The 19,953-nt window shown below is 69.0% G+C and carries 17 protein-coding genes; 14 read left to right on the top strand and 3 right to left on the bottom strand.

What is annotated here, in order from left to right; genetic code table 11:
- Positions 1–4 precede the first annotated feature (4 nt).
- Both P2T65_RS04860 and P2T65_RS04855 read left to right on the top strand, forming a co-directional pair.
- Complete coding sequence (locus P2T65_RS04860) at positions 5–952, top strand: ring-cleaving dioxygenase (protein WP_276199321.1); 948 nt, start codon at positions 5–7, stop codon at positions 950–952.
- A 169-nt stretch (positions 953–1,121) separates the two neighbouring features.
- Complete coding sequence (locus P2T65_RS04855) at positions 1,122–2,363, top strand: Zn-dependent hydrolase (protein WP_276199320.1); 1,242 nt, start codon at positions 1,122–1,124, stop codon at positions 2,361–2,363.
- Here P2T65_RS04855 and P2T65_RS04850 read toward each other — a convergent pair.
- Positions 2,348–3,085, bottom strand: coding sequence for an FCD domain-containing protein (locus tag P2T65_RS04850; RefSeq protein WP_276199319.1), 738 nt, complete (start codon positions 3,083–3,085; stop codon positions 2,348–2,350). The genes P2T65_RS04855 and P2T65_RS04850 overlap by 16 nt on opposite strands.
- A 217-nt stretch (positions 3,086–3,302) precedes the next feature.
- Here P2T65_RS04850 and P2T65_RS04845 point away from each other — a divergent pair, with 217 nt between their 5' ends.
- The 6 genes from P2T65_RS04845 to P2T65_RS04820 all read left to right on the top strand — a co-directional run bounded on the left by P2T65_RS04845 (position 3,303) and on the right by P2T65_RS04820 (position 9,520).
- A complete protein-coding gene (locus tag P2T65_RS04845) occupies positions 3,303–3,929 on the top strand; it encodes an ureidoglycolate lyase (RefSeq protein WP_276199318.1) in 627 nt (208 codons plus the stop codon).
- A gap of 3 nt (positions 3,930–3,932) precedes the next feature.
- On the top strand, positions 3,933–5,537 hold the full coding sequence (locus P2T65_RS04840; protein ID WP_055458726.1) for an ABC transporter substrate-binding protein: 1,605 nt from the start codon (positions 3,933–3,935) through the stop codon (positions 5,535–5,537).
- Positions 5,538–5,639: 102 nt separating this feature from the next.
- Complete coding sequence (locus P2T65_RS04835; RefSeq protein WP_276199317.1) at positions 5,640–6,593, top strand: ABC transporter permease; 954 nt, start codon at positions 5,640–5,642, stop codon at positions 6,591–6,593.
- Positions 6,590–7,477, top strand: a complete 888-nt coding sequence (locus tag P2T65_RS04830; protein WP_276199316.1) for an ABC transporter permease — start codon at positions 6,590–6,592, stop codon at positions 7,475–7,477. Before P2T65_RS04835 ends, P2T65_RS04830 begins: the two co-directional genes overlap by 4 nt.
- A complete protein-coding gene (locus P2T65_RS04825) occupies positions 7,464–8,543 on the top strand; it encodes an oligopeptide/dipeptide ABC transporter ATP-binding protein (protein WP_071924634.1) in 1,080 nt (359 codons plus the stop codon). Before P2T65_RS04830 ends, P2T65_RS04825 begins: the two co-directional genes overlap by 14 nt.
- Complete coding sequence (locus P2T65_RS04820) at positions 8,540–9,520, top strand: ABC transporter ATP-binding protein (RefSeq protein WP_276199315.1); 981 nt, start codon at positions 8,540–8,542, stop codon at positions 9,518–9,520. The genes P2T65_RS04825 and P2T65_RS04820 overlap by 4 nt, the downstream gene beginning before the upstream one ends.
- 4 nt (positions 9,521–9,524) lie before the next feature.
- Here the strand turns inward: P2T65_RS04820 and P2T65_RS04815 are convergent, their stop codons facing one another.
- Complete coding sequence (locus P2T65_RS04815; protein WP_019403499.1) at positions 9,525–10,199, bottom strand: aspartate/glutamate racemase family protein; 675 nt, start codon at positions 10,197–10,199, stop codon at positions 9,525–9,527.
- 572 nt (positions 10,200–10,771) lie between these two features.
- Between P2T65_RS04815 and P2T65_RS04810 the strand changes: the two genes are divergently transcribed.
- Both P2T65_RS04810 and P2T65_RS04805 read left to right on the top strand, forming a co-directional pair.
- On the top strand, positions 10,772–11,512 hold the full coding sequence (locus P2T65_RS04810) for an SDR family oxidoreductase (protein ID WP_055458731.1): 741 nt from the start codon (positions 10,772–10,774) through the stop codon (positions 11,510–11,512).
- 155 nt (positions 11,513–11,667) lie between these two features.
- Entirely contained in the window at positions 11,668–12,246 is a 579-nt protein-coding gene (locus P2T65_RS04805) for a cupin domain-containing protein (protein ID WP_050996660.1), read from the top strand.
- A gap of 35 nt (positions 12,247–12,281) precedes the next feature.
- Here P2T65_RS04805 and P2T65_RS04800 read toward each other — a convergent pair whose 3' ends face one another.
- Positions 12,282–13,718 (bottom strand): aldehyde dehydrogenase family protein, encoded by a 1,437-nt coding sequence (locus tag P2T65_RS04800; RefSeq protein ID WP_276199314.1) that lies wholly within the window; start codon positions 13,716–13,718, stop codon positions 12,282–12,284.
- A gap of 337 nt (positions 13,719–14,055) precedes the next feature.
- Here P2T65_RS04800 and gabT point away from each other — a divergent pair, with 337 nt between their 5' ends.
- The 4 genes from gabT (at position 14,056) to P2T65_RS04780 (ending at position 19,949) form a co-directional block, all read left to right on the top strand.
- Positions 14,056–15,339: a 4-aminobutyrate--2-oxoglutarate transaminase gene (gene gabT, locus P2T65_RS04795; protein WP_276199313.1), complete on the top strand. Its 1,284-nt coding sequence runs from the start codon at positions 14,056–14,058 to the stop codon at positions 15,337–15,339.
- Between the two features lie 31 nt (positions 15,340–15,370).
- On the top strand, positions 15,371–16,927 hold the full coding sequence (locus P2T65_RS04790) for an acetolactate synthase large subunit (RefSeq protein ID WP_276199312.1): 1,557 nt from the start codon (positions 15,371–15,373) through the stop codon (positions 16,925–16,927).
- Between the two features lie 329 nt (positions 16,928–17,256).
- Positions 17,257–18,834 carry an ABC transporter substrate-binding protein gene (locus tag P2T65_RS04785; RefSeq protein ID WP_276199311.1) on the top strand — a complete coding sequence of 526 codons (1,578 nt, stop codon included), beginning with the start codon at positions 17,257–17,259 and terminating at the stop codon, positions 18,832–18,834.
- Positions 18,835–18,971: 137 nt separating this feature from the next.
- Positions 18,972–19,949 carry an ABC transporter permease gene (locus P2T65_RS04780; protein ID WP_071924628.1) on the top strand — a complete coding sequence of 326 codons (978 nt, stop codon included), beginning with the start codon at positions 18,972–18,974 and terminating at the stop codon, positions 19,947–19,949.
- Positions 19,950–19,953 lie beyond the last annotated feature (4 nt).

The raw sequence follows: 19,953 nt of genomic DNA, 5'->3' as shown, positions 1-19,953 counted from the left end.
GGCCATGGATCACACGCTGACGGGCATTCACCACCTGACGGCGATCACGGCGCAGGCGAGCGAGAACCACCGCTTCTACACCGGCGTGCTCGGCATGCGCCTCGTCAAGAAGACGGTGAACCAGGACGATACCTCCGCCTACCACCTCTTCTACGGCGACGGCGCCGCCTCGCCCGGCTCGGACGTGACCTTCTTCGACTGGCCCGTGGGGCGCGAGCGGCGCGGCACCCATGCCATCGTCAACACCGGCCTCAGGGTCGCGGGCGAGGAGAGCCTCGCCTGGTGGCGCGAGCATCTTGCCGAGGCAGGCTGCACGGTCGGCGAGATCGGTGAGCGGGCGGGGCGCGCCGCACTTGTCTTCGAGGACCCGGAGGGCCAGCGCCTCCACCTCGTCGACGACGGCGGTTCTGGCGAGGGCCATCCGTGGCCGGACAGCCCCGTGCCGGCACATCATCAGATCCGCGGCCTCGGACCGATCACGCTTTCGGTGCCCGATCTCGCGCCGACGCAGTTCGTTCTCACCGAGGTGCTCGGCATGCGGCCGGAGCGCGTTCATCCCGTCGACGGCGGCACCACGCTGCATGTCTTCGCCATGGGCGAGGGCGGCCCGGCGGCCGAATTGCACGTCCTCGTCGAGCCCGGCCTCGGGCCGGCGATGCAGGGGGCGGGCGGTGTTCACCATGTCGCCTTCCGCACACCGGACAGGGAGGGCCTCACGGCCTGGGCGGCGCGGCTCGGCTCCGTCCGACTGCCCAACAGCGGCGAGGTGGAACGCTACTACTTCCGCTCGCTCTACTTCCGCGAGCCGAACGGCATCCTCTTCGAGATCGCGACCGACGGCCCCGGCTTCGCGGTCGACGAGCCGCTCGACAGCCTCGGCGAGAAGCTCGCGCTGCCGCCCTTCCTCGAGCCGCAGCGGGCGGCGATCGAGGCCAATCTGAAGCCGCTCTAACGCATTTTGCGCCGAATTTGCGCCGAAGTGGATGCCGGTTTGGCGCGAAGAAAATGTTCTGTTTAAAAGGATGGAAGCCTTTCCGGTTCAATTGCATAGGAAAGGTTTAGGGAAAGCGGTACGGCTTTTGCTCCCGTTGCCGGAAGGTCGAACCGGCAATGAGGAGCAGATGCACAACCTGACGATCGATCCCGACCGCCTGTGGCGGTCGATCATGGAGACGGCGGCCATCGGCGGCACGCCGAAAGGCGGCATCAACCGGCTGGCGCTGACGGACCGCGACAGGCAGGTACGGGACTGGCTGAAGAGCGCCTGCGAGGACCTCGGCTGCACGGTCACGGTCGACGAGGTCGGCAACATGTTCGCCGTGCGGCCGGGCAGGCTGGATGTGCCGCCGATCGCCGTCGGCAGCCACCTCGACACGCAGCCGACCGGCGGCAAGTTCGACGGCATCCTCGGCGTCCTCGCCGGGCTCGAATTGCTGCGTACGCTGGACGAGGCCGGCTACGAGACGAACGCGCCCCTCATGCTCGTCAACTGGACCAACGAGGAGGGCTCGCGCTTCTCGCCCGCCATGCTCGGCTCGGGCGTCCATGCCGGCGTCTTCGATCGCGCCTATGCCGACAGCCGCACTGACAGGCAGGGCGTGACCTTCGGCGAGGCACTGGATGAGATCGGCTATCGCGGGCCGGCCAAGGTGGGGTCCACGGCCTTCGGCGCCATGTTCGAACTGCACATCGAGCAGGGGCCGATCCTTGAGGCGGAGGAGAAGGCGATCGGCGTGGTCACCGGCGTGCAGGGTATGCGCTGGTACGAGATCGCGCTGACGGGACGGGAGGCGCATACGGGCTCGACGCCGATGTCCCTGCGGCGCGACGCGCTGGTCGGCGCGGCCCGCATCATCGGCGCGGTCGAGGCCATCGCGCGAACGCATCCGCCCGGCGTCGGCACTGTGGGCCTCGTGGAGGTCGGCCCCAATTCGCGCAACGTCATTCCCGGCCATGTCTTCCTGACCGTCGACTTCCGTCATCCCGACGATGCGGCGCTCGATGTCATGGAGGAGGCGCTCTTCGCGACGGTGGAGGAGGCGGGCCGCGCGAGCGGTCTGGAGCACGCCCTGCGGCAGGTGTGGAATTCGCCTGCCGTCGCCTTCGACCCGGCCCTCGTCGATGCCGTGCGCCGGGTCGCGGACGGGCTCGGGCTCTCCTGGCGGGAGATCGTCTCCGGCGCCGGCCACGACGCGGCCTATGTGGCGCGCATCGCACCGACGACGATGATCTTCGTGCCCTGCGCCGGCGGGCTCAGCCACAACGAGGCCGAGGCGACGTCCTATGAGGAATGCCGCGCGGGAGCGCAGGTGCTGCTCGCGGCCGTGCTCGACCACGACCGGCGCTGCTACGGCACCGCCTGAAGCATCGGCACCGCAGGACCGGCGCCGAGGTGGATCCCCGCGCGCCCGGCGGCGGCGCGGATGTGCGCCTCCATCGCGGCGCGGGCGCGCTCGCCGTTCCGCTCGACGAAGGCGGCGAGGATCGCGAAATGCTCGTCGGCCGTGTTGAACAGGCTGTTGCGCGCGACCATGGGCACGCGCTGGCTCTCGGTGGTCAGCGCGTGCGTGCGGCCGTGCACCTCCTGCAGGAGGCGGTTGCCGCAATGGGCGACGACGAGGTCGTGGAAGACGGTGTCCGCCTCCGCGGCGCCGACGACATCGCCCCGCCGGGCGGCATTGCCCATGGCCTGGGCAGAGGCGGCCAGTGTCTCGCGAGCCGGCTGGGGCATGCGGGGCGCCGCGAGCATGGCGGCGAGGCCCTCCACGGCAAGGCGCATCTCGAAGACCTCGGCGAGCGTGAAGCTTTCCCTGAAGCGCCACGACGGCGCCTTCGGCCCTTCCTCGCGCGGTGCGACGAAGACGCCGCGGCCGATCTCGATGCGCACGATGCCGAGCGTCTCGAGCACGGAGAGGGCCTCCCGCAGCGAGGGGCGGGATATGCCCAAATCCTGGGCAAGCGTGCGCTGGGCCGGCAACTGGTCGCCGGGGGCGAGACCGCGGGCCCGGATCATGGCCTCGATGGCCTCTGCCGTCTTCATCGGTACGGAGCGATGCTCGCGCCCGCGCGGCATGGCTGGTGTCACCTTCCTGCCTCCCGTCTCATCCTTCGCGGTGCTCCGTTGACCAATTTTCGCGCGCCGCTGCCTAGACTTGTTGCTTGAACCGGAAAGCGGCAGATCGCAGCCTTGACTGGTCAGACCGGTCAGTCCGGCTCGTCACCATGCTGGCCGGCACCGGGATTGGCAAGTCTGCAACATCACCTCCGGAACATCAGGCCCGGAACTTGGAGCGTAGGCCGACATGAACGGCATTGGCGAGACGGGGCAGGACGCCAATTCCTCGACGCCGGGCGTTTCTTGGCGCCCGCTGTCCGCGGCTGCCTTCGCGCCCTACGGCCGTGTCATCGAGGTCGGCGCGGCCGCCGTCGTGAACGAGGGCCATGCCCGGCGTCGCGACGCGCTCCTCGACCTTGAGAGCCGCGATCCGACGGCGCGGCTGTGCCTCGCCCATTTCGCTGTCTCGCCGCGGCCGCCGGGGGCCGGCATCGCCGGCCTCGAATGCCATCCCTTCTCGGCGCAGGCCTTCCTGCCGCTCGAGGATTGTGCGCCGCTCGTCGTCGTGGCCCTGGCGCGCGAGGACGGTACCGTCGCGGCGGGGACGCTCGCCGCTTTCGTCGGCCGGCACGGCCAGGCCATCGTCTACGGCCCCGGCGTCTGGCATGCGCCGCTCACCACGGCCGACCGGCCGGCCGGATTCCTGATGGCCGTGTGGGAGGGCGAGCGCGAGCGGCTGCGCCAGGTGCGGCTCGGCCGGCCTCTCCCGCTCCCTGGCCGCCCCGGGATCGTCGGCGCGGCCGCCATCGCATCCTTCATCCGATCCGCGACGAATGATCGGAGCGACAAGACGAGAGGACAGGAAGGAGTTTAGAGCATGGGTATCGGGCGACTGAGAACGGCCTTCGCCGCGGCGGTCCTGGCCGGAACGGCGCTGGCGGCCCCGGCGTTTGCCGCCGGCACGCTGCGCATCGGCATGACCGCCTCCGACATTCCGCTGACCACCGGCCAGACGGACAACGGCGGCGAGGGCATGCGCTTCATCGGCTATACGCTGTATGACGCGCTCATCAACTGGGACCTGACGAGCGCCGACAAGCCGTCAGGCCTCATCCCGGGCCTCGCCACCGAATGGAAGGTGGACGAGGCGGACAAGACCAGGTGGACCTTCAAGATCCGCGAGGGCGTCAAGTTCCACGACGGCAGCGCGTTCACCGCCGAGGCGGCGGTGTGGAACCTCGACAAGCTGCTCGATGACAAGAGCCCGCAATACGACCCACGCCAGGCGGCGCAGGGCAAGTCGCGCATTCCCGCCGTCGCCGCCTACAAGGCGCTCGACAAGTACACGCTCGAGATCGTCACCAAGGAGCCGGATGCGACGCTGCCCTATCAGCTCGCCTGGATCCTAATGTCCTCGCCCGCCAACTGGGAGGCGCTCGGCAAGAGCTGGGAAGCGGTCGCCAAGAAGCCGTCCGGCACGGGGCCCTGGATGCTGGCCGACGTCGTGCCGCGCGAGCGCGCCGATCTCGTGCCGTTCAAGGACCATTGGGACCAGAGCCGGGTGCCGAAGCTCGATAAGATGGTGCTCGTGCCCCTGCCGGAGCCGAATGCGCGCTCGGCCGCGCTCCTGTCCGGTCAGGTCGACTGGATCGAGGCCCCGGCACCCGACGTCATCCCGGCGCTGACGGGGGCCGGCCACCAGATCGTCTCCAACGCCCTGCCGCACAACTGGACGTGGCACCTGTCGCGCCTCGAGGGCTCGCCCTGGAACGACATCCGCATCCGCAAGGCGGCCAATCTCGCCATCGACCGCGAAGGCATGAAGGAGCTGCTCGGCGGCCTGATGCTCCCGGCCAAGGGGTTCTTCACGCCCGGCTCGCAATGGTTCGGCGAGCCGACCTTCGAGGTGAAGTACGATCCTGAGGCGGCGAAGGCCCTGCTTGCCGAAGCCGGCTACGGCCCTGACAAGCGCCTCAAGGTCAAGGCGCTGATCTCGCCCTCCGGCTCCGGCCAGATGCTGCCGCTGCCGATGAACGAGTTCATCCAGCAGAACCTCGCCGAGGTCGGCATCGATGTCGAGTTCGAGGTCGTCGAATGGAACACGATGATCAACATCTGGCGCGCCGGCGCCGGGCACGAGAGCGCCAAGGGCACGCAGTCGATCAACTTCAGCTATTTCATCCAGGATCCCTTCACCGGTCTCATCCGGCACCTCGCCTGCGATCTCAGGCCGCCGAACGGCACCAACTGGGGCCACTACTGCGACCCCGAGATGGACGCCCTCTTCAAGGAGATTCGCACCACCTTCGATGCTGCCGCACAGGACGAGGTGATGCGGCGCACGCATGAGAAATTCGTCGACGAGGCACTCTTCCTGATGGTCACGCACGACGTCGCGCCGCGCGCCATGAGCACGAAGGTCAAGGGCTTCGTCCAGGCGCAGAACTGGTACCAGAACTTCGGCTCCATCACGATGGACTGACCCCCCGCGCTCCCGGCCGGCGCCATGCCGGCCGGGTCCGCCGCGCCCCTTGCTTCCGGGCATCGAACGGATGCGGCGCATCTCACGAAGGGTGGACGACGCATGCTCGCATATCTTCTCCGGCGCCTCGTCTATGTCGTCCCGGTGGCGCTCGGCGTCAGCCTGATCTGCTTCATGCTCGTGCACATCGCCCCGGGCGATCCGCTCGTGGCGGTGATGCCGCTCGACGCGACGGCCGAGCAGGAGGCCGAGATGCGCGCCGCCTACGGCTTCGACAAGCCGTTGCCGGTGCAGTTCGGCCTGTGGGTCGCCAAGGCGGCGACGGGCGACCTCGGCCGCTCCATCTCCACCGGCCGGCCGGTGGCGGGGGAGGTGATGACCGCTGTCGGCAACACCCTCGTGCTCGCCGCGGCGGCGAGCCTCATCGGCTTTCCGCTCGGGCTCCTCTGCGGCTTCGTCGCCGGCTATTTCCGCGACACCGGTGTCGACCGGGCCGTCACGGCCCTCGCCATCACCGGGGTCTCGGTGCCGAACTACTGGCTCGGCATGGTGCTCGTCATCGTCTTTTCCGTCACGCTCGGCTGGCTGCCCGCCATGGGGGCGGGGCCCGGCGGCTCGCGCGACTGGGGCTGGGACGCGGAGCACCTGCGCTATCTCGTCCTGCCGGCTGTGACGCTCGCCGTCGTGCCCATGGGCATCGTTGCGCGCACCGTGCGCGCCCTCGTCGGTGACATCCTCTCGCAGGAATTCGTCCAGGCGCTCTATGCCAAGGGGCTGATGCACGGCGGCGTGCTGCGCCACGTGGTGCGCAACGCCGCCCCCACGGCGCTCGCCGTCATGGGCCTGCAGCTCGGCTATCTCCTCGGCGGCTCCATCCTCATCGAGACGGTGTTCAACTGGCCGGGCACGGGCTTCCTGCTCTCCAACGCCATCTTCCAGCGTGATCTGCCGCTGTTGCAGGGCACCATCCTCGTGCTGGCGCTCTCCTTCGTCGCCGTGAACCTCCTCGTCGATCTCGCCCAGACGGTGATCGACCCGCGCATCAAGAGGACATGACGATGGCCGTCATCACCGAGAGCATCGCCGCCCCGGTGGAGCGCACGCAGGGCTACTGGTCGGGCGTCGCCCGCCGCTTCCGGCGCGATCCGGTCGCCGTCGGCTGCGCCGTCCTGCTCCTCCTGCTGATCCTCGCGGCGATCTTTGCGCCCTATCTCGGCCTGGCCGACCCCTATGCCGGCAGCATGGCGCGGCGTCTGCGCAGGATCGGCACGCCCGGCTTCCCGCTCGGCACGGACGAGCTCGGCCGCGACATGCTGGCCCGCCTCGTCTACGGCGGCCGGCTCACGCTCTTCCTCGGCATAATGCCCGTCGTGGCGGCCTTCTGCATCGGCACGGTACTAGGCCTCGTCGCCGGCTATGTCGGCGGGCGCACCAACACCGTCATCATGCGCCTCGTCGACGTGTTCTTCGCCTTTCCCTCGGTGCTGCTCGCCATCGCCATATCCGGCGCGCTCGGGGCCGGCATCGTCAATAGCCTCGTCTCGCTCACCATCGTCTTCGTGCCGCCGATCACCCGCGTCGCCGAGAGCGTCACGGCGAGCGTGCGCTCGCTCGACTACGTCGATGCGGCGCGGGCGTCCGGGGCGGGCGCCTTCACCATCGTGCGCGTGCATGTCCTCGGCAACGTGCTCGGGCCGATCTTCGTCTATGCGACGAGCCTCACCAGCGTCTCGATGATCCTCGCCGCCGGGCTCTCCTTCCTCGGCCTCGGTGTCAAGCCGCCGGAGCCGGAATGGGGCCTGATGCTCAACACCCTGCGCACGGCCATCTACATCAACCCGTGGGTGGCGGCGTTGCCGGGGCTCATGATCTTCGTCACGTCGCTCTGCCTCAATCTCGTCAGCGACGGCCTCAGGAGTGCGATGAATGTCCGCGACTGACCTTGCCCCCGTTGCGCCGCTGCCCGACCGCGGCGGCCCGCAGCAGCCGCTCGTCATCGCGCGCGACCTCAGGCGGCATTTCCCCATCCGCTCCGGCTTCTTCGGCCGGCGCACCGGCACGGTGCACGCCGTCGACGGCGTTTCCTTCGAGGTGGTGAAGGGCGAGACGCTCGGCATCGTCGGCGAATCCGGCTGCGGCAAGTCGACCACGGCGCGCCTCCTCGTCGGCCTCATCGCGCTCGACGCGGGCGACATCATCTTCGACGGCGACCGCCTTGGCGACGAACTTTCGCTGCGCGAGCTGCGCCGCGGCGTGCAGATGGTGTTTCAGGACAGCTACGCCTCGCTCAACCCGCGCCTCACCATCGAGGATTCCATCGCCTTCGGCCCCAGGGTGCACGGCATGAGCGAAGGGCAGGCGCGGCGGCGGGCGCGCGAGTTGCTGGCGAGTGTCGGCCTCGAGCCGGCGCGTTTTGCCGGCCGTTATCCGCACGAGCTCTCCGGCGGTCAGCGCCAACGCGTCAACATTGCGCGGGCGCTCGCCATGGCGCCGCGCCTCGTCATCCTCGACGAGGCGGTGTCGGCCCTCGACAAGTCGGTGGAGGCGCAGGTGCTGAACCTCCTCGCCGACCTCAAGGAGGAGCGCGACCTCACCTATGTCTTCATCTCGCACGACCTCAACGTGGTGCGCTACATCTCCGACCGGGTGATGGTGATGTATCTCGGCGAGGTGGTGGAGATCGGCCCGGCGGAGGCGGTCTACGCCCGTAAAGCGCATCCCTACACGGCCGCGCTCTTTGCCGCGATGCCGTCGATGGACCCGGATGCGCGCACCGAGGAGCCGCCCCTGGCGGGCGACCCGCCAAACCCCATCGATCCGCCCACGGGCTGCCGCTTCCACACCCGCTGCCGCTTCGCCGAAGCGGTCTGCACGGCGGTGAAGCCGGCGCTGGCGTCCGTTCCCGGCGAGGCCCGGGGAGGGGAGGCGAGAGCGGAGGCCCACGTCGCCGCCTGCCACATGCTGGTGGCCGGCTCCGGCCATTCGGCCGTCGGAGCCGCCGCATGACGAAGCCTCTCGTCGACATCCGCGATCTCAATGTCACCTTCTCCGGCGAGCGCACGGTGCACGCCGTCAACGGCCTCGACCTCTCGCTCGCCCCCGGCGAGGTACTTGCCATCCTCGGCGAATCCGGCTCGGGCAAGAGCGTGATGCTCAAGACGCTGCTGCGCCTGCTGCCGCCGCACCGCACGGCCATCTCCGGCATGATTGCGGTCGACGGCGTGGACGTCCTGTCGCTCTCGGGGCGCCGGCTCGCCGATTACCGCGGCGGCACGGTCTCCATGGTCTTTCAGGAGCCGATGCTGGCGCTCGACCCCGTCTATTCCATCGGCGACCAGATCGCCGAGGCGGTGATGCGCCACGAGGGCCTCGGCCGCCGGGCGGCGATGGAGCGGGCGCTCGACATGCTGACGCGCGTGCGCATTCCCTCGCCCGAGCGGCGGCTGAAGGTCTTCCCGCACGAGATGTCCGGTGGCATGCGCCAGCGCGCCATGATCGCATTGGCGCTCGCCTGCCGGCCGAAGCTGCTGCTAGCCGACGAGCCGACGACGGCGCTCGACGCCACGGTGCAGATCCAGATCCTGCTCCTCCTGCGCGAGCTGCAACGCGAATTCGGCATGGGCGTCATCTTCGTCACCCACGACATCGGCGTCGCGGTCGAGGTCGCCGACCGGATTGCGGTCATGTATGCCGGCAATGTGGTGGAGACGGGCACGGTCGCCGAGGTCATCCGCGACGCCCGCCATCCCTATACGAAGGGCCTGCTTGCCGCGAATTTGCACGGCGCCGTCAAGGGTGCGCGGCTCGAGGCGATCCGCGGTGCGCCGCCGGCGCTCGAGAGGCCGCCCGAGGCCTGCTCCTTCGCGCCGCGGTGCGACTTCGCCGACGAGCGCTGCCGCACGGCCCCGCCGCCGGTGATCGTGCCGGGGCCGGGTCGCCGCGTCGCCTGCGTTCTCGCGGACAGGCTGGAGGCGGCTGAGTAGACCTTCAGGCGGCCGCGGCCGACAGGGTCAGCGCCCGGCGGATGGCGGCCGGCACCGGCTCGATGATCGGGACGGCGGAGCGGGGCGTCAGCAGCTTGGCGACGCGGGCGAGCGGCCCGCCGCCGATGATCACGGCCTCGGCGCCGTCCTCTTCGACGGAGGCATCGACGGCCGCGGCGAGCGCCGCTTCCAGCCGGGCCGGAGCCGCGGTCAGCTCGGTCGGGTCGCCTTCCGTGAGGCGCGTGCCGCGGAACTGGGCCGTGTAGCCGAGCGCGGCCGCGCGTGCGTTGATGGCCTCGACGAGGCCGGGCGTCGTCGTGACCACGGCGAACGGACGTCCGCCAGCGGCCGCCTCGGCCATGCCGGCTTCCCCGATGCCGATGACCGGGCAGGGCAGGGCGTCGCGCGCCGCATCGAGGCCCGGGTCGCCGAAGGCCGAGACGATCACGGCATCGACGCGCTGCCGGCCGGCCGCGATCTCGGCCGCGAGGTCCTTGGCCATCTGCGCGATGGCCTCGCCGCTCTTCGACAGGGCCGTCTGGTCGACGATCATGCGCGCGCCGAAGGGCGCCGTGCGCCCTGTTATCATGGCCGAACCCGCCGCCGCCTCGCGCGCGATGGCGACCATGGTGTCGGTCGTTGCCTCGTTCGAATTCGGATTGAAGAGGACGATGTGCACGTTAACTCCACGACCTCGTCGACGCTGCCGGCGGTGCTCCGTCATGGGACGGGAGGCACCCGAAAGTGGTCCATGGGCGGGCAGGTGCAAGCCGCGTGCCGCAACGTTTTCGCGGCCCGCAGCCGGCAGGTCGGACCGCCCGCGAGCGGTGCGCCATCTATGACCGAAGATGCCGCGAGCGCATATTCCCTCCCCGCATGGCTTGCATGCGGCAGCAGGGATGGCGCTGCAACGGCAGCGTTGTCAGCCCGAGCGGTGTGACAGTCCGTGGCCGCAGTCGCGGCTGGTGGGAAGCGCGATCGCTCCCGCCGATATGCCCGGCGGGCTCCACGGGGACAATCATGACGGACCCATTCAGCTTTGAAGAGCACCTTCGCAGCCATCAGATCGATAACGTCCTTGGTCATGACAGCTCGATTGGGGACCGTCATTGCTTGCCCGCAAATTGCGAGAGTAACGGATCCGGTGTCTGTACCGACCATTGCGAGGCGGATAAGTAGCAAGATGCAGGTGCCATGCGCCACCAGTGAAGGCTCCGCGGCGTGGCCGCGACAGATGGGGAGTGATCCGGGATGTTCGATTTGAGCGGCAAGTCGGCGCTGGTGACGGCGGCTGGACAGGGCATCGGTTTCGCGTCGGCCGTGGCCCTGGCCAGGGCCGGCGCCAGGGTCTTCGCGACGGATATCAACGAGGCGGCCTTTGCTGCGCTCAAGCAGGCGGATGCCCGCATCGAGCCCTTCCGCCTCGATGTGCTGAGCGACGCCGACGTTTCCGCCGCACGCGAGCGCACCGGTGCCGTCGACATTCTCTTCAACTGCGCCGGAATCGTCCATGCCGGGGCGATCCTCGACTGCCCGCCGGAGGATCTTGCCTTCGCGCTGCAGCTCAACGTCACGGCAGCCTACCGCACCATCCGCGCCTATCTGCCGGGCATGCTCGAGAAGGGCGGCGGCTCCATCATCAACATGGCTTCGGTTGCCTCGAGCGTGAAGGCGGTGCCCAACCGCTTCGCCTACAGCGCCTCGAAGGCGGCTGTGATCGGTCTCACCAAGTCGGTCGCCACCGACTATGTGGGGCGCGGCATCCGCTGTAACGCCATCTGCCCGGGCACGGTGCAATCCCCCTCGCTCGACGAGCGGCTGAGGGCTCAGGGCGATTACGAGGCCGCCAAGGCCGCCTTCATCGCCCGCCAGCCCATCGGCCGCATCGGCAAGCCGGAGGAGATCGCGGCCCTCGTCGTCTATCTTGCCAGCGACGAGGCCGCCTATACCACCGGCCAGGCCCACGTCATCGACGGCGGCTGGACGATGTGAAGCCGCAACCGGCCGGAGGGGGACGCCGACGGCGCGCCCGGCTGGACGAACGCTGACGGTTCGGGCATTTGCTCCCTTCGAACAATTGACGGATGCCCCGCGCCGCAGCCAAATCCGTGCTTGCGGCAGGGGCGCCGATGCGCCGGAGGGACGAGATGACATTCGACGTGGGCGCCCGCCTCAGACAGATCAGGCAAGCCGCCGGCCTGTCGCAGCGCGAGCTGGCGTCCCGCGCCGGCGTGACCCACGGGCTCATCTCGCTCATCGAGCAGAACAAGAACAGCCCGTCCGTCGCCTCGCTGCGCAAGATCCTCGAAGGCATTCCGATGACCATGGCCCAGTTCTTCGAGGAGGACCGGCCGGTCAGGAACAAGGTGTTTTTTGCCGCCGACGAGCTCGTCGACCTCACCTCGCGCCTGCACCAGGTCAACGGCACGCGCGCCCGAGGCAAGCTCACGCTGCGCCAGGTGGGCGACGCCCATGCCCACAACCTGCAGATCCTGCACGAGAGCTACGAGCCGGGCGCGGACACGGGGCTCACCATGCTCGCCCACGATTCGCACGAGGGCGGCGTGGTGCTGACGGGCGAGCTGGAGGTGACGGTGGGCGACGAGGTCTGCGTGCTCAAGGCCGGCGACGCCTATCTCTTCGACAGCCGCATCCCGCACCGCTTCCGCAATGTCGGCAAGGGGCGCTGCACGGTCGTCAGCGCCTGCTCGCCGCCCTATCTGTGAAATGAAAAGGGCGGCCCGCGAGCCGCCCCAACTTCTTAAGCGCTTCTTGCATTGTAGCCAAACATCGACTTGACCTCGAGGAAATCCTCGAGGCCGTAGCGGCCCCACTCGCGGCCGTTGCCGGATTGCTTGTAGCCACCGAAGGGGGCGGCGAGGTCGCCGGGCGAGCCGTTGATGTGCACCATGCCGGCACGGATGCGCCGCGCCACGGCGCGGGCGTGGTCGAGGTCGCCGGAGGTGACGTAGCTCGACAGGCCGTAGACCGTGTCGTTGGCGATGGCGATCGCCTCCTCCTCGTCCCGGTAGGGCAGGATGGAGAGCACCGGCCCGAAGATCTCCTCGCGCGCGATGGTCATGTCGTTGCGCACGTCGGCGAAGACGGTCGGGCGGATATAATAGCCGCGGTTGAGGTGCTCCGGCCGGCCGGGGCCGCCGGCGACGAGCCGGGCGCCCTCGGCGATGCCCTGCTCGATAAGGCGCTGGATCCTGTCGAACTGCACTTTGCTGACGACGGGGCCGATGGTCGTGCCCTCGGCGCGGGGATCGCCCACCACCGTCGCCGCGGCCACCTCGCGCGCGACGGCGATCGCCTCCTCCTGCCGGTCGGCGGGCACCAGCATGCGCGTCGGCGCGTTGCACGACTGGCCGCTGTTGGAGAAGCACTGGCGCGTGCCGTGGGTGACGGCGCGCACGATGTCCGCATCGGGCAGGATGATGTTGGGCGACTTGCCGCCGAGCTCCTGCGCCACGCGCTTGACCGTGTCGGCGGCCGCCCGCGCCACGGCGATGCCGGCCCGGGTCGAGCCGGTGAAGGAGACCATGTCGATGTCCGGATGGGTGGCGAGCGCCTGGCCCACCGTCGGCCCGTCGCCGTTGACCATGTTGTAGATGCCGGCCGGCACGCCGGCCTCGTGCATCACCTCGGTGAAGACGATGCCGGAGATCGGGGCGACCTCGCTCGGCTTGATCACCATGGTGCAGCCGGCGGCGAGCGCCGGCCCGACCTTGCAGGCAATCTGGTTGAGCGGCCAGTTCCACGGCGTGATGAAGCCGCACACGCCCACAGGCTCGCGGGTCACCACGGTCTCGTTGACGACCTCGTCGAATTCGTAGTCGCGCAGGACGCGCAGCACCTCCGAGAGATGGCCGAGGCCGGCGGCGGCCTGTGCCTGCCGGGCGAAGCTTATCGGTGCGCCCATCTCGTCACTGATGGCCTCGGCGATGTCATCGTAGCGCTTCTTGTAGACGGCGATCACCGATTCGAGCAGCTCGACGCGCTCCTTGCGGCTCGCATGGGCGAAGCGGCCGAAGGCGCGCTTGGCCGCGGCCACGGCCTTGTCCACATCGGCCGTCTCGCCGAGCGCGATGCGGGCATAGGCCTCTTCGGTCGCCGGATTGACGACCTCGAGCGTGCGCCCGCCGGAGGCCGGCACCCAGGCACCGTCGATGTAGAACTGGAGATGGTCCTTCATGGCTTCGCTTCTCTTGATTTATGCCCGCGACCGAGCGCCGCTGGACGCTCAAAATTCTATGCATGACAGTGGTAGGATGGTTGCTGGCTCGCCGCAAGCGGGGATCGTCAAGGCCGGCAGCAGAGTGCCTCTGCCGACCTAAGACGGGCCAAGGCGTCGCCAAACGGCAGCGCTGCAAGAGGAATGCAGCCGGGGGACATCGCCGGAAGCCCGTTTCGGATGTTGGCAGGCTCGGCGATTGGTCCGGCTCCCCGCCTATTGAGAGGGCTTGCCTTCCGCGGCCCGCTCAATATTTTGAGCGAAACGACAACCGGCAGCCGCGGCAGGACGAGAGGCCATGACGACGCAGACATTGAGCAAGCGCCAGAAAGAGGCCGTGCCGCAGGGCATCGCCACCAAGCAGATCTTCGCCGCGCGGGCCGAGAACGCCGAGCTCTGGGATGTGGACGGCAAGCGCTACATCGACTTTGCCGCCGGCATCGCCGTGCTCAACACCGGCCACCGCCATCCGCGCATCATCGCCGCGGTGAAGGAGCAGGCGGAGAGCTTCACGCATACCTGCTTCCACGTCGCGCCCTACGAGAGCTACATCCGCCTCGCCGAGCGTCTCAACGCCCTCACGCCGGGCGACCACCCGAAGAAGACGATGTTCGTCACCACCGGCGCCGAGGCGGTGGAGAATGCCGTCAAGATCGCCCGCGCCCATACCGGGCGCCCGGCGGTAATCGCCTTCGGCGGCGCCTTCCACGGCCGCACGCTGCTCGGCATGGCGCTCACCGGCAAGGTCGCGCCCTACAAGAAGGGCTTCGGGCCCTTCCCGGCCGACGTCTATCACGTGCCCTATCCGAAGACCTATCACGGCGTCGGCACCGCCGAGGCGCTCAGGGGGCTCAACCGGCTCTTCCAGAGCGACGTCGATCCGGCCCGAGTCGCCGCCATCATCGTCGAGCCCGTGCAGGGGGAGGGCGGCTTCTATCCGGCGCCGGCCGATTTCCTCGCGGCGCTGCGCGCGCTCTGCGACGAGCACGGCATCCTGCTCGTCGCCGACGAGATCCAGACCGGCCTCGCCCGCACCGGGCGCATGTTCGCGGTCGACCATGCGGGCGTGGTGCCGGACCTCGTCACCATGGCCAAGGGGCTCGGCGGCGGCTTCCCGCTCGCGGCGGTCACCGGCCGGGCCGAGGTGATGGACGCGGCCCATCCCGGCGGGCTCGGCGGCACCTACGGCGGCAGCCCCATCGGCATCGCCGCCGCCCATGCGGTGCTCGACGTGATCGAGGACGAGAAGCTGTGCGAGCGCGCCGAGACGATCGGTGCCATGATGCGCGAGCGCCTCACCGAGATGGCCCGGCGCAACAGCTTCAACGCCATCGGCGACGTGCGCGGCCTCGGCGCCATGGTGGCCTTCGAGCTGGTCAAGGACCGCACGAAGCGCGAGCCCGATGCGGCACTGGCCGGCCGGCTCGTAGCGAAGGCGCAGGAAAAGGGCCTCATCCTCCTCACCTGCGGGCCGGATGGCAATATCATCCGCCTTCTGGCGCCCCTGACCATTCCGCAGGAGCAGGTGAGCGAGGGACTCGATATCCTCGAAGAGGCGCTGGCCGAGGCCGTCAGCGCCTGAGCGTGGGACAACCCCTTTTCAAGAGGATGACATGAACGGCGCCGACCGGCTGTGCGAGACGCTGCTCGCCAATGACATCGACGTGTGTTTCGCCAATCCGGGCACGTCCGAGATGCATTTCGTGGCGGCGCTCGACCGCCGGCCGCAGATGCGCTGCGTCCTCGGCCTGTTCGAGGGCGTGGTGACCGGCGCGGCCGACGGCTATGCGCGCATGGCGGACAAGCCGGCGGCCACGCTCCTCCACCTCGGGCCTGGGCTCGCCAACGGCCTCGCCAACCTGCACAACGCCCGGCGCGCCCGCACGCCGATGATCAACGTCGTGGGCGACCACGCCACCTATTTCCTCAAGCACGACGCGCCGCTGGCGAGCGACATCGACAGCCTCGCCCGTCCCATGTCGCAGTGGTACGGCCGAATCGGCCGTGCCGAGGAGGTGGAGGCGAAGACGCTGGAAGCTTACGAGGCGGCCATGCGCCTGCCGGGCGTCGCGACGCTCGTGCTGCCGGCCGATGCCGCCTGGGGCGAGCTGCCGGCCGGGACTCCGCCGCGCCGGGCGTCGCTGCCGCCCTTCCGCTCCGTCACGCCGGAGGCCGTGCGTCAGGCCGCCGAGACGCTGCGCTCGGGTCGGCGCGTCGCGCTGCTCCTGACCGGCCGCGCGCTGCGGGCCGATGCGCTCGCCACGGCCGACAGGATCGCCGCCGCAACGGGCGCGCGCCTCCTGATGCAGACCTCCAACAGCCGCGTGGAACGCGGGGCGGGCCGCGTCGCCATCGACAACGTGCCCTATCCGGTCGACGCGGCGCTCGCCGCCCTTGCCGATATCGACGCCATGATCGTCGTCGGCGCGAAGGTCCCGGTCGCCTTCTTCGCCTATCCCGGCAAGCCGGGCCTTCTCGTGCGCGAGGATTGCGAGATCGTGGACCTCGCGCGCCCGGGCGACGACCTTGCCGAGGCGCTCGCCTGGCTCGCCGACGAGATCGGCGTCGCGGCCGAGGCAGCCGTGCGGGTGAGCCGGGGCTTCACCGACGAGATGGCGCTGCCGGGTGGCACGCTCACGGACGATGCGGTGGCGCTTGCCGTGGCGCGCATGCTGCCGGAAGGCGCCATCGTCTGCGACGAGAGCATCACGGCGGGCGCCCGCTTCTTCGGGCTCTCGCAGGATTCCGCCCCGCACGACTACCTGCGCATCACGGGTGGGTCGATCGGCATCGGCATTCCGCTCGCGGCTGGCGCCGCGGTGGCGTGCCCGGACCGCAAGGTGGTGGCGCTGCAGGCCGACGGCAGCGGCATGTTCACGGTGCAGGGGTTGTGGACCCAGGCGCGCGAGCGGCTCGATATCGTCACCGTCGTCTTCGCCAACCGCAGCTACGCCATCCTCGAGGGCGAGATGCGCAACGTCGGCGTCAACCACTTCGGCCGCAATGCCGAGCGCATGCTGACGCTCGACAATCCAGCGCTCGACTGGGTGTCGATGGCGCGCGGCATGGGCGTGGAGGCCGGGCGCGCCGAAACCGTCGAGGATTTTGTCCGCCTCTTCGACGGCGCGCTGCGCCAGCGTGGCCCCTTCCTCATTGAAGCAGTTGTATGAACCGGGGACGTGTCGTTCCCGGGTGTCGAATATAATTGACGCAGATGCTGTATGATGCATCTTAATTGGGCGCTTGCTCCATCGCTGGGCAGGGGTAGGCGCAATGCTGACGGGAGCGCCGGCGAGAACGGCCACAAGGCCACCGCCGCCCGTCAGGAGGAGACGATCGCAAGCGGGGAAACCGGCCGCGAGGGCCGGGCGTGCAAGGTGGCGCATTCGCCTTGCCGTGCCTTCATTCCCTTCTTCGTCTCGCACCGGATTGGCACAGGCCTTGCGACGCCCTGGCAAGGCCATGGCCGTGAGGCAGGGCAAGCAGCAAGGGGGAGTGGATGAAGAAGTCTAGCCGGTTGATCGCGGGGCTCGTCGGCCTTGCCGGTCTCACGCTCGCCGCGGCGGCGGGTGCGCAGGAGAAGCCGACGCCGGGCGGCACGCTCAACATGATCGCCCAGCCCGAGCCGCCGATGCTCATGGTTGGGCTCAACACCCAGGGGCCGACGCTCTACGTCGGCGGCCAGATCTACCAGGGCCTCCTGAGCTACGGGAAGGACCTCAAGGTCCTGCCGTCGCTCGCCAAGGCCTGGGAGGTGTCGGAGGACGGGCTCACCTACACCTTCACCATCCAGGAGGGGGTGAAGTGGCACGACGGCAGGCCGTTCTCGGCCGAGGACGTCGTCTTCACCGCCGACAAGTTCCTGCGCGAGGCGCATCCGCGCTGGCGCTACATCGCCAACACCTACATCGAGAGCATCACGTCGCCCTCGCCGGATACGGTGGTGTTCAAGCTCAAGCGGCCGTTCTCGGCCTTCCTCTACGCCTTCGAGCTCAGTTCCTTCCCGGTGGTGCCGAAACACATCTATGACGGCACGGACTATCGCACCAACCCGGCCAACCAGGCGCCCATCGGCACCGGTCCCTTCAAGTTCAAGGAGTGGAAGCGCGGCTCCTACATCCACCTCGTGAAGAACGAGGACTACTGGAAACCGGGCATGCCCCACCTTGACGAACTCTACTTCCGCATCGTGCCGGACGCGGCCTCGCGCGCCGTGGCCTTCGAGAAGGGCACCGTCGACGTGCTGCGCGGCGGCGACGTGGAAGGCTTCGAGGTGCGGCGCCTGTCGAAGCTCCAGGGCGTCACGACGACGACGGATGGCTGGGAGATGTATTCCCCGCTCGTCTTCATGCAGTGGAACATGCGCAAGGCCCCGTTCGACAACAAGCTGGTGCGCAAGGCCATCATGCATGCGATCGACCGGGACTTCATCGTCCGCAACGTCTGGTTCGGCCTCGGCAAGCCGGCGGTCAGCCCCTTCGCCTCGACGACGCGCTTCTTCTCCGACGACGTGTCGACCTATCCCTTCGACCTTGCCAAGGCGAAGGAACTCATCGCCCAGTCCGGCGTGAAGCCGCAGGAGCACACCATCCGCCTCATGCCGATCCCCTACGGCACGCAGTGGGACCGCATGGCCGAATATGTCAAGCAGCAGCTCGAGCAGCTCGGCTTCAAGGTGGACATCCGCGCGGTCGATGCCGGCGGCTGGTCGCAGGCCCTGTCAGAGTGGGACTTCGACATCACCTTCAACTTCACCTACCAGTACGGTGACCCGGCGCTCGGCGTCGCTCGCCATTACCTGTCGACCAACATCATTAAGGGCACGCCCTTCGCCAACAACGAGGGCTACCAGAACCCGGCCGTGGACGAGCTGTTCCTCAAGGCCGCGAGCGCGGTGGACGAGGCGGAGGCCAAGGCCGCCTATGCCGAGGTGCAGAAGATGATCACGGACGACGTGGCGCTCGGCTGGCTGTTCGAGCAGCGCAACGTCACCATCATGCGCGACAAGGTGAAGAACCTCGTGCGCACCGGCATCGGCGTCAACGAGTCGATGGACGACGTCTGGATCGCTAAGTGACGCGCCGGTCGATCTGACGCGGGTCGATCCCTCAAGCCCGGCGCCGCCCGCGCGACGCCGGGCGGGTGGGCGAGGGCATCCGTGCCCGCCCCCCTGCGCCCGCTGGCCGGGGGCCAAGCCAAACTCCGGAGTAAAGCGTGAAGACGCTCGAGTTCCTCATCCAGCGCCTCGCCAAGGCGGCCTTCGTCGTCCTCGGGGTGGTGATCCTCAACTTCCTGCTCATCCAGCTCGCGCCGGGCGACCCGGCGGCAGTGCTGGCGGGCGAGGCGGGTGCCGGCGACGAGCAGTTCATCGCCCAGCTCAGGGCCCAGTTCGGTCTCGACCAGCCGCTCTACGTGCAACTCCTCAGCTATCTCCAGAACGTCCTGTCCGGCGATCTCGGCTATTCCTACCGCAACCAGGTGCCGGTCGCCGATCTCATCATGGAGCGCCTGCCGGCGACCCTGCTCCTGACCGGCAGCGCCTTCCTCTTCTCGCTTGTCCTCGGCATTGTGCTCGGCGTGCTCGCCGCCTACAAGCGCGGCAGCCTCGGCGACAGCCTGATCATGACGGGCGCGCTCATCTTCTACGCGACGCCCCTCTTCTGGGTGGCGCTGATGGCCGTCCTCATCTTCTCCATCCATCTCGACTGGCTGCCGCCCTTCGACATGGAGAGCATCGGCGCCGGCTATACCGGCTGGGCGCGGGTCATGGACATTGCCCACCATCTGGTGCTGCCCACCGTGACGCTCGGCCTCTTCTTCACGGCCGTCTACACGCGCCTCACCCGCGCCTCCATGCTCGAGGTGATGAACCTCGACTTCGTCAAGACGGCCCGCGCCAAGGGCGTGCCCAAGGGGCGCATCATCCGCCGGCATGTGCTGCGCAACGCCATCCTGCCGGTCTTCACCTTTGCCAGCGTCCAGGCCGGCCAGCTCGTCGGCGGGGCGGTGCTGACCGAGACCGTCTTCGCCTGGCCAGGCATCGGCCGGCTGATGTTCGACGCGCTGATGCAGCGGGACTATCCGGTCCTGCTCGGCGTCTTCCTCGTCACGGCGGCCGTCGTCGTCCTCGTGAACCTCGTGGCGGATCTGCTCTATCGCTTCGTCGATCCGCGCATCGAAACTGCAGGGTAACGGC

It is taken from the genome of Chelatococcus sp. XZ-Ab1, from assembly GCF_029309855.1.
GTDB classification, from domain to species: domain Bacteria; phylum Pseudomonadota; class Alphaproteobacteria; order Rhizobiales; family Beijerinckiaceae; genus Chelatococcus_A; species Chelatococcus_A sambhunathii.
Note: the sequence above shows the minus strand (reverse complement) of the source record. Positions and strands in the feature narration are given on the sequence as shown.

What these genes read in the sequence shown, in the direction of transcription:
- P2T65_RS04800 (WP_276199314.1), bottom strand. Translation starts at nt 13,718, where the DNA reads ATGAAGGACCATCTCCAGTTCTACATCGACGGTGCCTGGGTGCCGGCC.
- P2T65_RS04830 (WP_276199316.1), top strand. Translation starts at nt 6,590, where the DNA reads ATGACGATGGCCGTCATCACCGAGAGCATCGCCGCCCCGGTGGAGCGC.
- P2T65_RS04805 (WP_050996660.1), top strand. Translation starts at nt 11,668, where the DNA reads ATGACATTCGACGTGGGCGCCCGCCTCAGACAGATCAGGCAAGCCGCC.
- gabT (WP_276199313.1), top strand. Translation starts at nt 14,056, where the DNA reads ATGACGACGCAGACATTGAGCAAGCGCCAGAAAGAGGCCGTGCCGCAG.
- P2T65_RS04835 (WP_276199317.1), top strand. Translation starts at nt 5,640, where the DNA reads ATGCTCGCATATCTTCTCCGGCGCCTCGTCTATGTCGTCCCGGTGGCG.
- P2T65_RS04855 (WP_276199320.1), top strand. Translation starts at nt 1,122, where the DNA reads ATGCACAACCTGACGATCGATCCCGACCGCCTGTGGCGGTCGATCATG.
- P2T65_RS04790 (WP_276199312.1), top strand. Translation starts at nt 15,371, where the DNA reads ATGAACGGCGCCGACCGGCTGTGCGAGACGCTGCTCGCCAATGACATC.
- P2T65_RS04810 (WP_055458731.1), top strand. Translation starts at nt 10,772, where the DNA reads ATGTTCGATTTGAGCGGCAAGTCGGCGCTGGTGACGGCGGCTGGACAG.
- P2T65_RS04845 (WP_276199318.1), top strand. Translation starts at nt 3,303, where the DNA reads ATGAACGGCATTGGCGAGACGGGGCAGGACGCCAATTCCTCGACGCCG.
- P2T65_RS04840 (WP_055458726.1), top strand. Translation starts at nt 3,933, where the DNA reads ATGGGTATCGGGCGACTGAGAACGGCCTTCGCCGCGGCGGTCCTGGCC.
- P2T65_RS04825 (WP_071924634.1), top strand. Translation starts at nt 7,464, where the DNA reads ATGTCCGCGACTGACCTTGCCCCCGTTGCGCCGCTGCCCGACCGCGGC.
- P2T65_RS04820 (WP_276199315.1), top strand. Translation starts at nt 8,540, where the DNA reads ATGACGAAGCCTCTCGTCGACATCCGCGATCTCAATGTCACCTTCTCC.
- P2T65_RS04785 (WP_276199311.1), top strand. Translation starts at nt 17,257, where the DNA reads ATGAAGAAGTCTAGCCGGTTGATCGCGGGGCTCGTCGGCCTTGCCGGT.
- P2T65_RS04860 (WP_276199321.1), top strand. Translation starts at nt 5, where the DNA reads ATGGATCACACGCTGACGGGCATTCACCACCTGACGGCGATCACGGCG.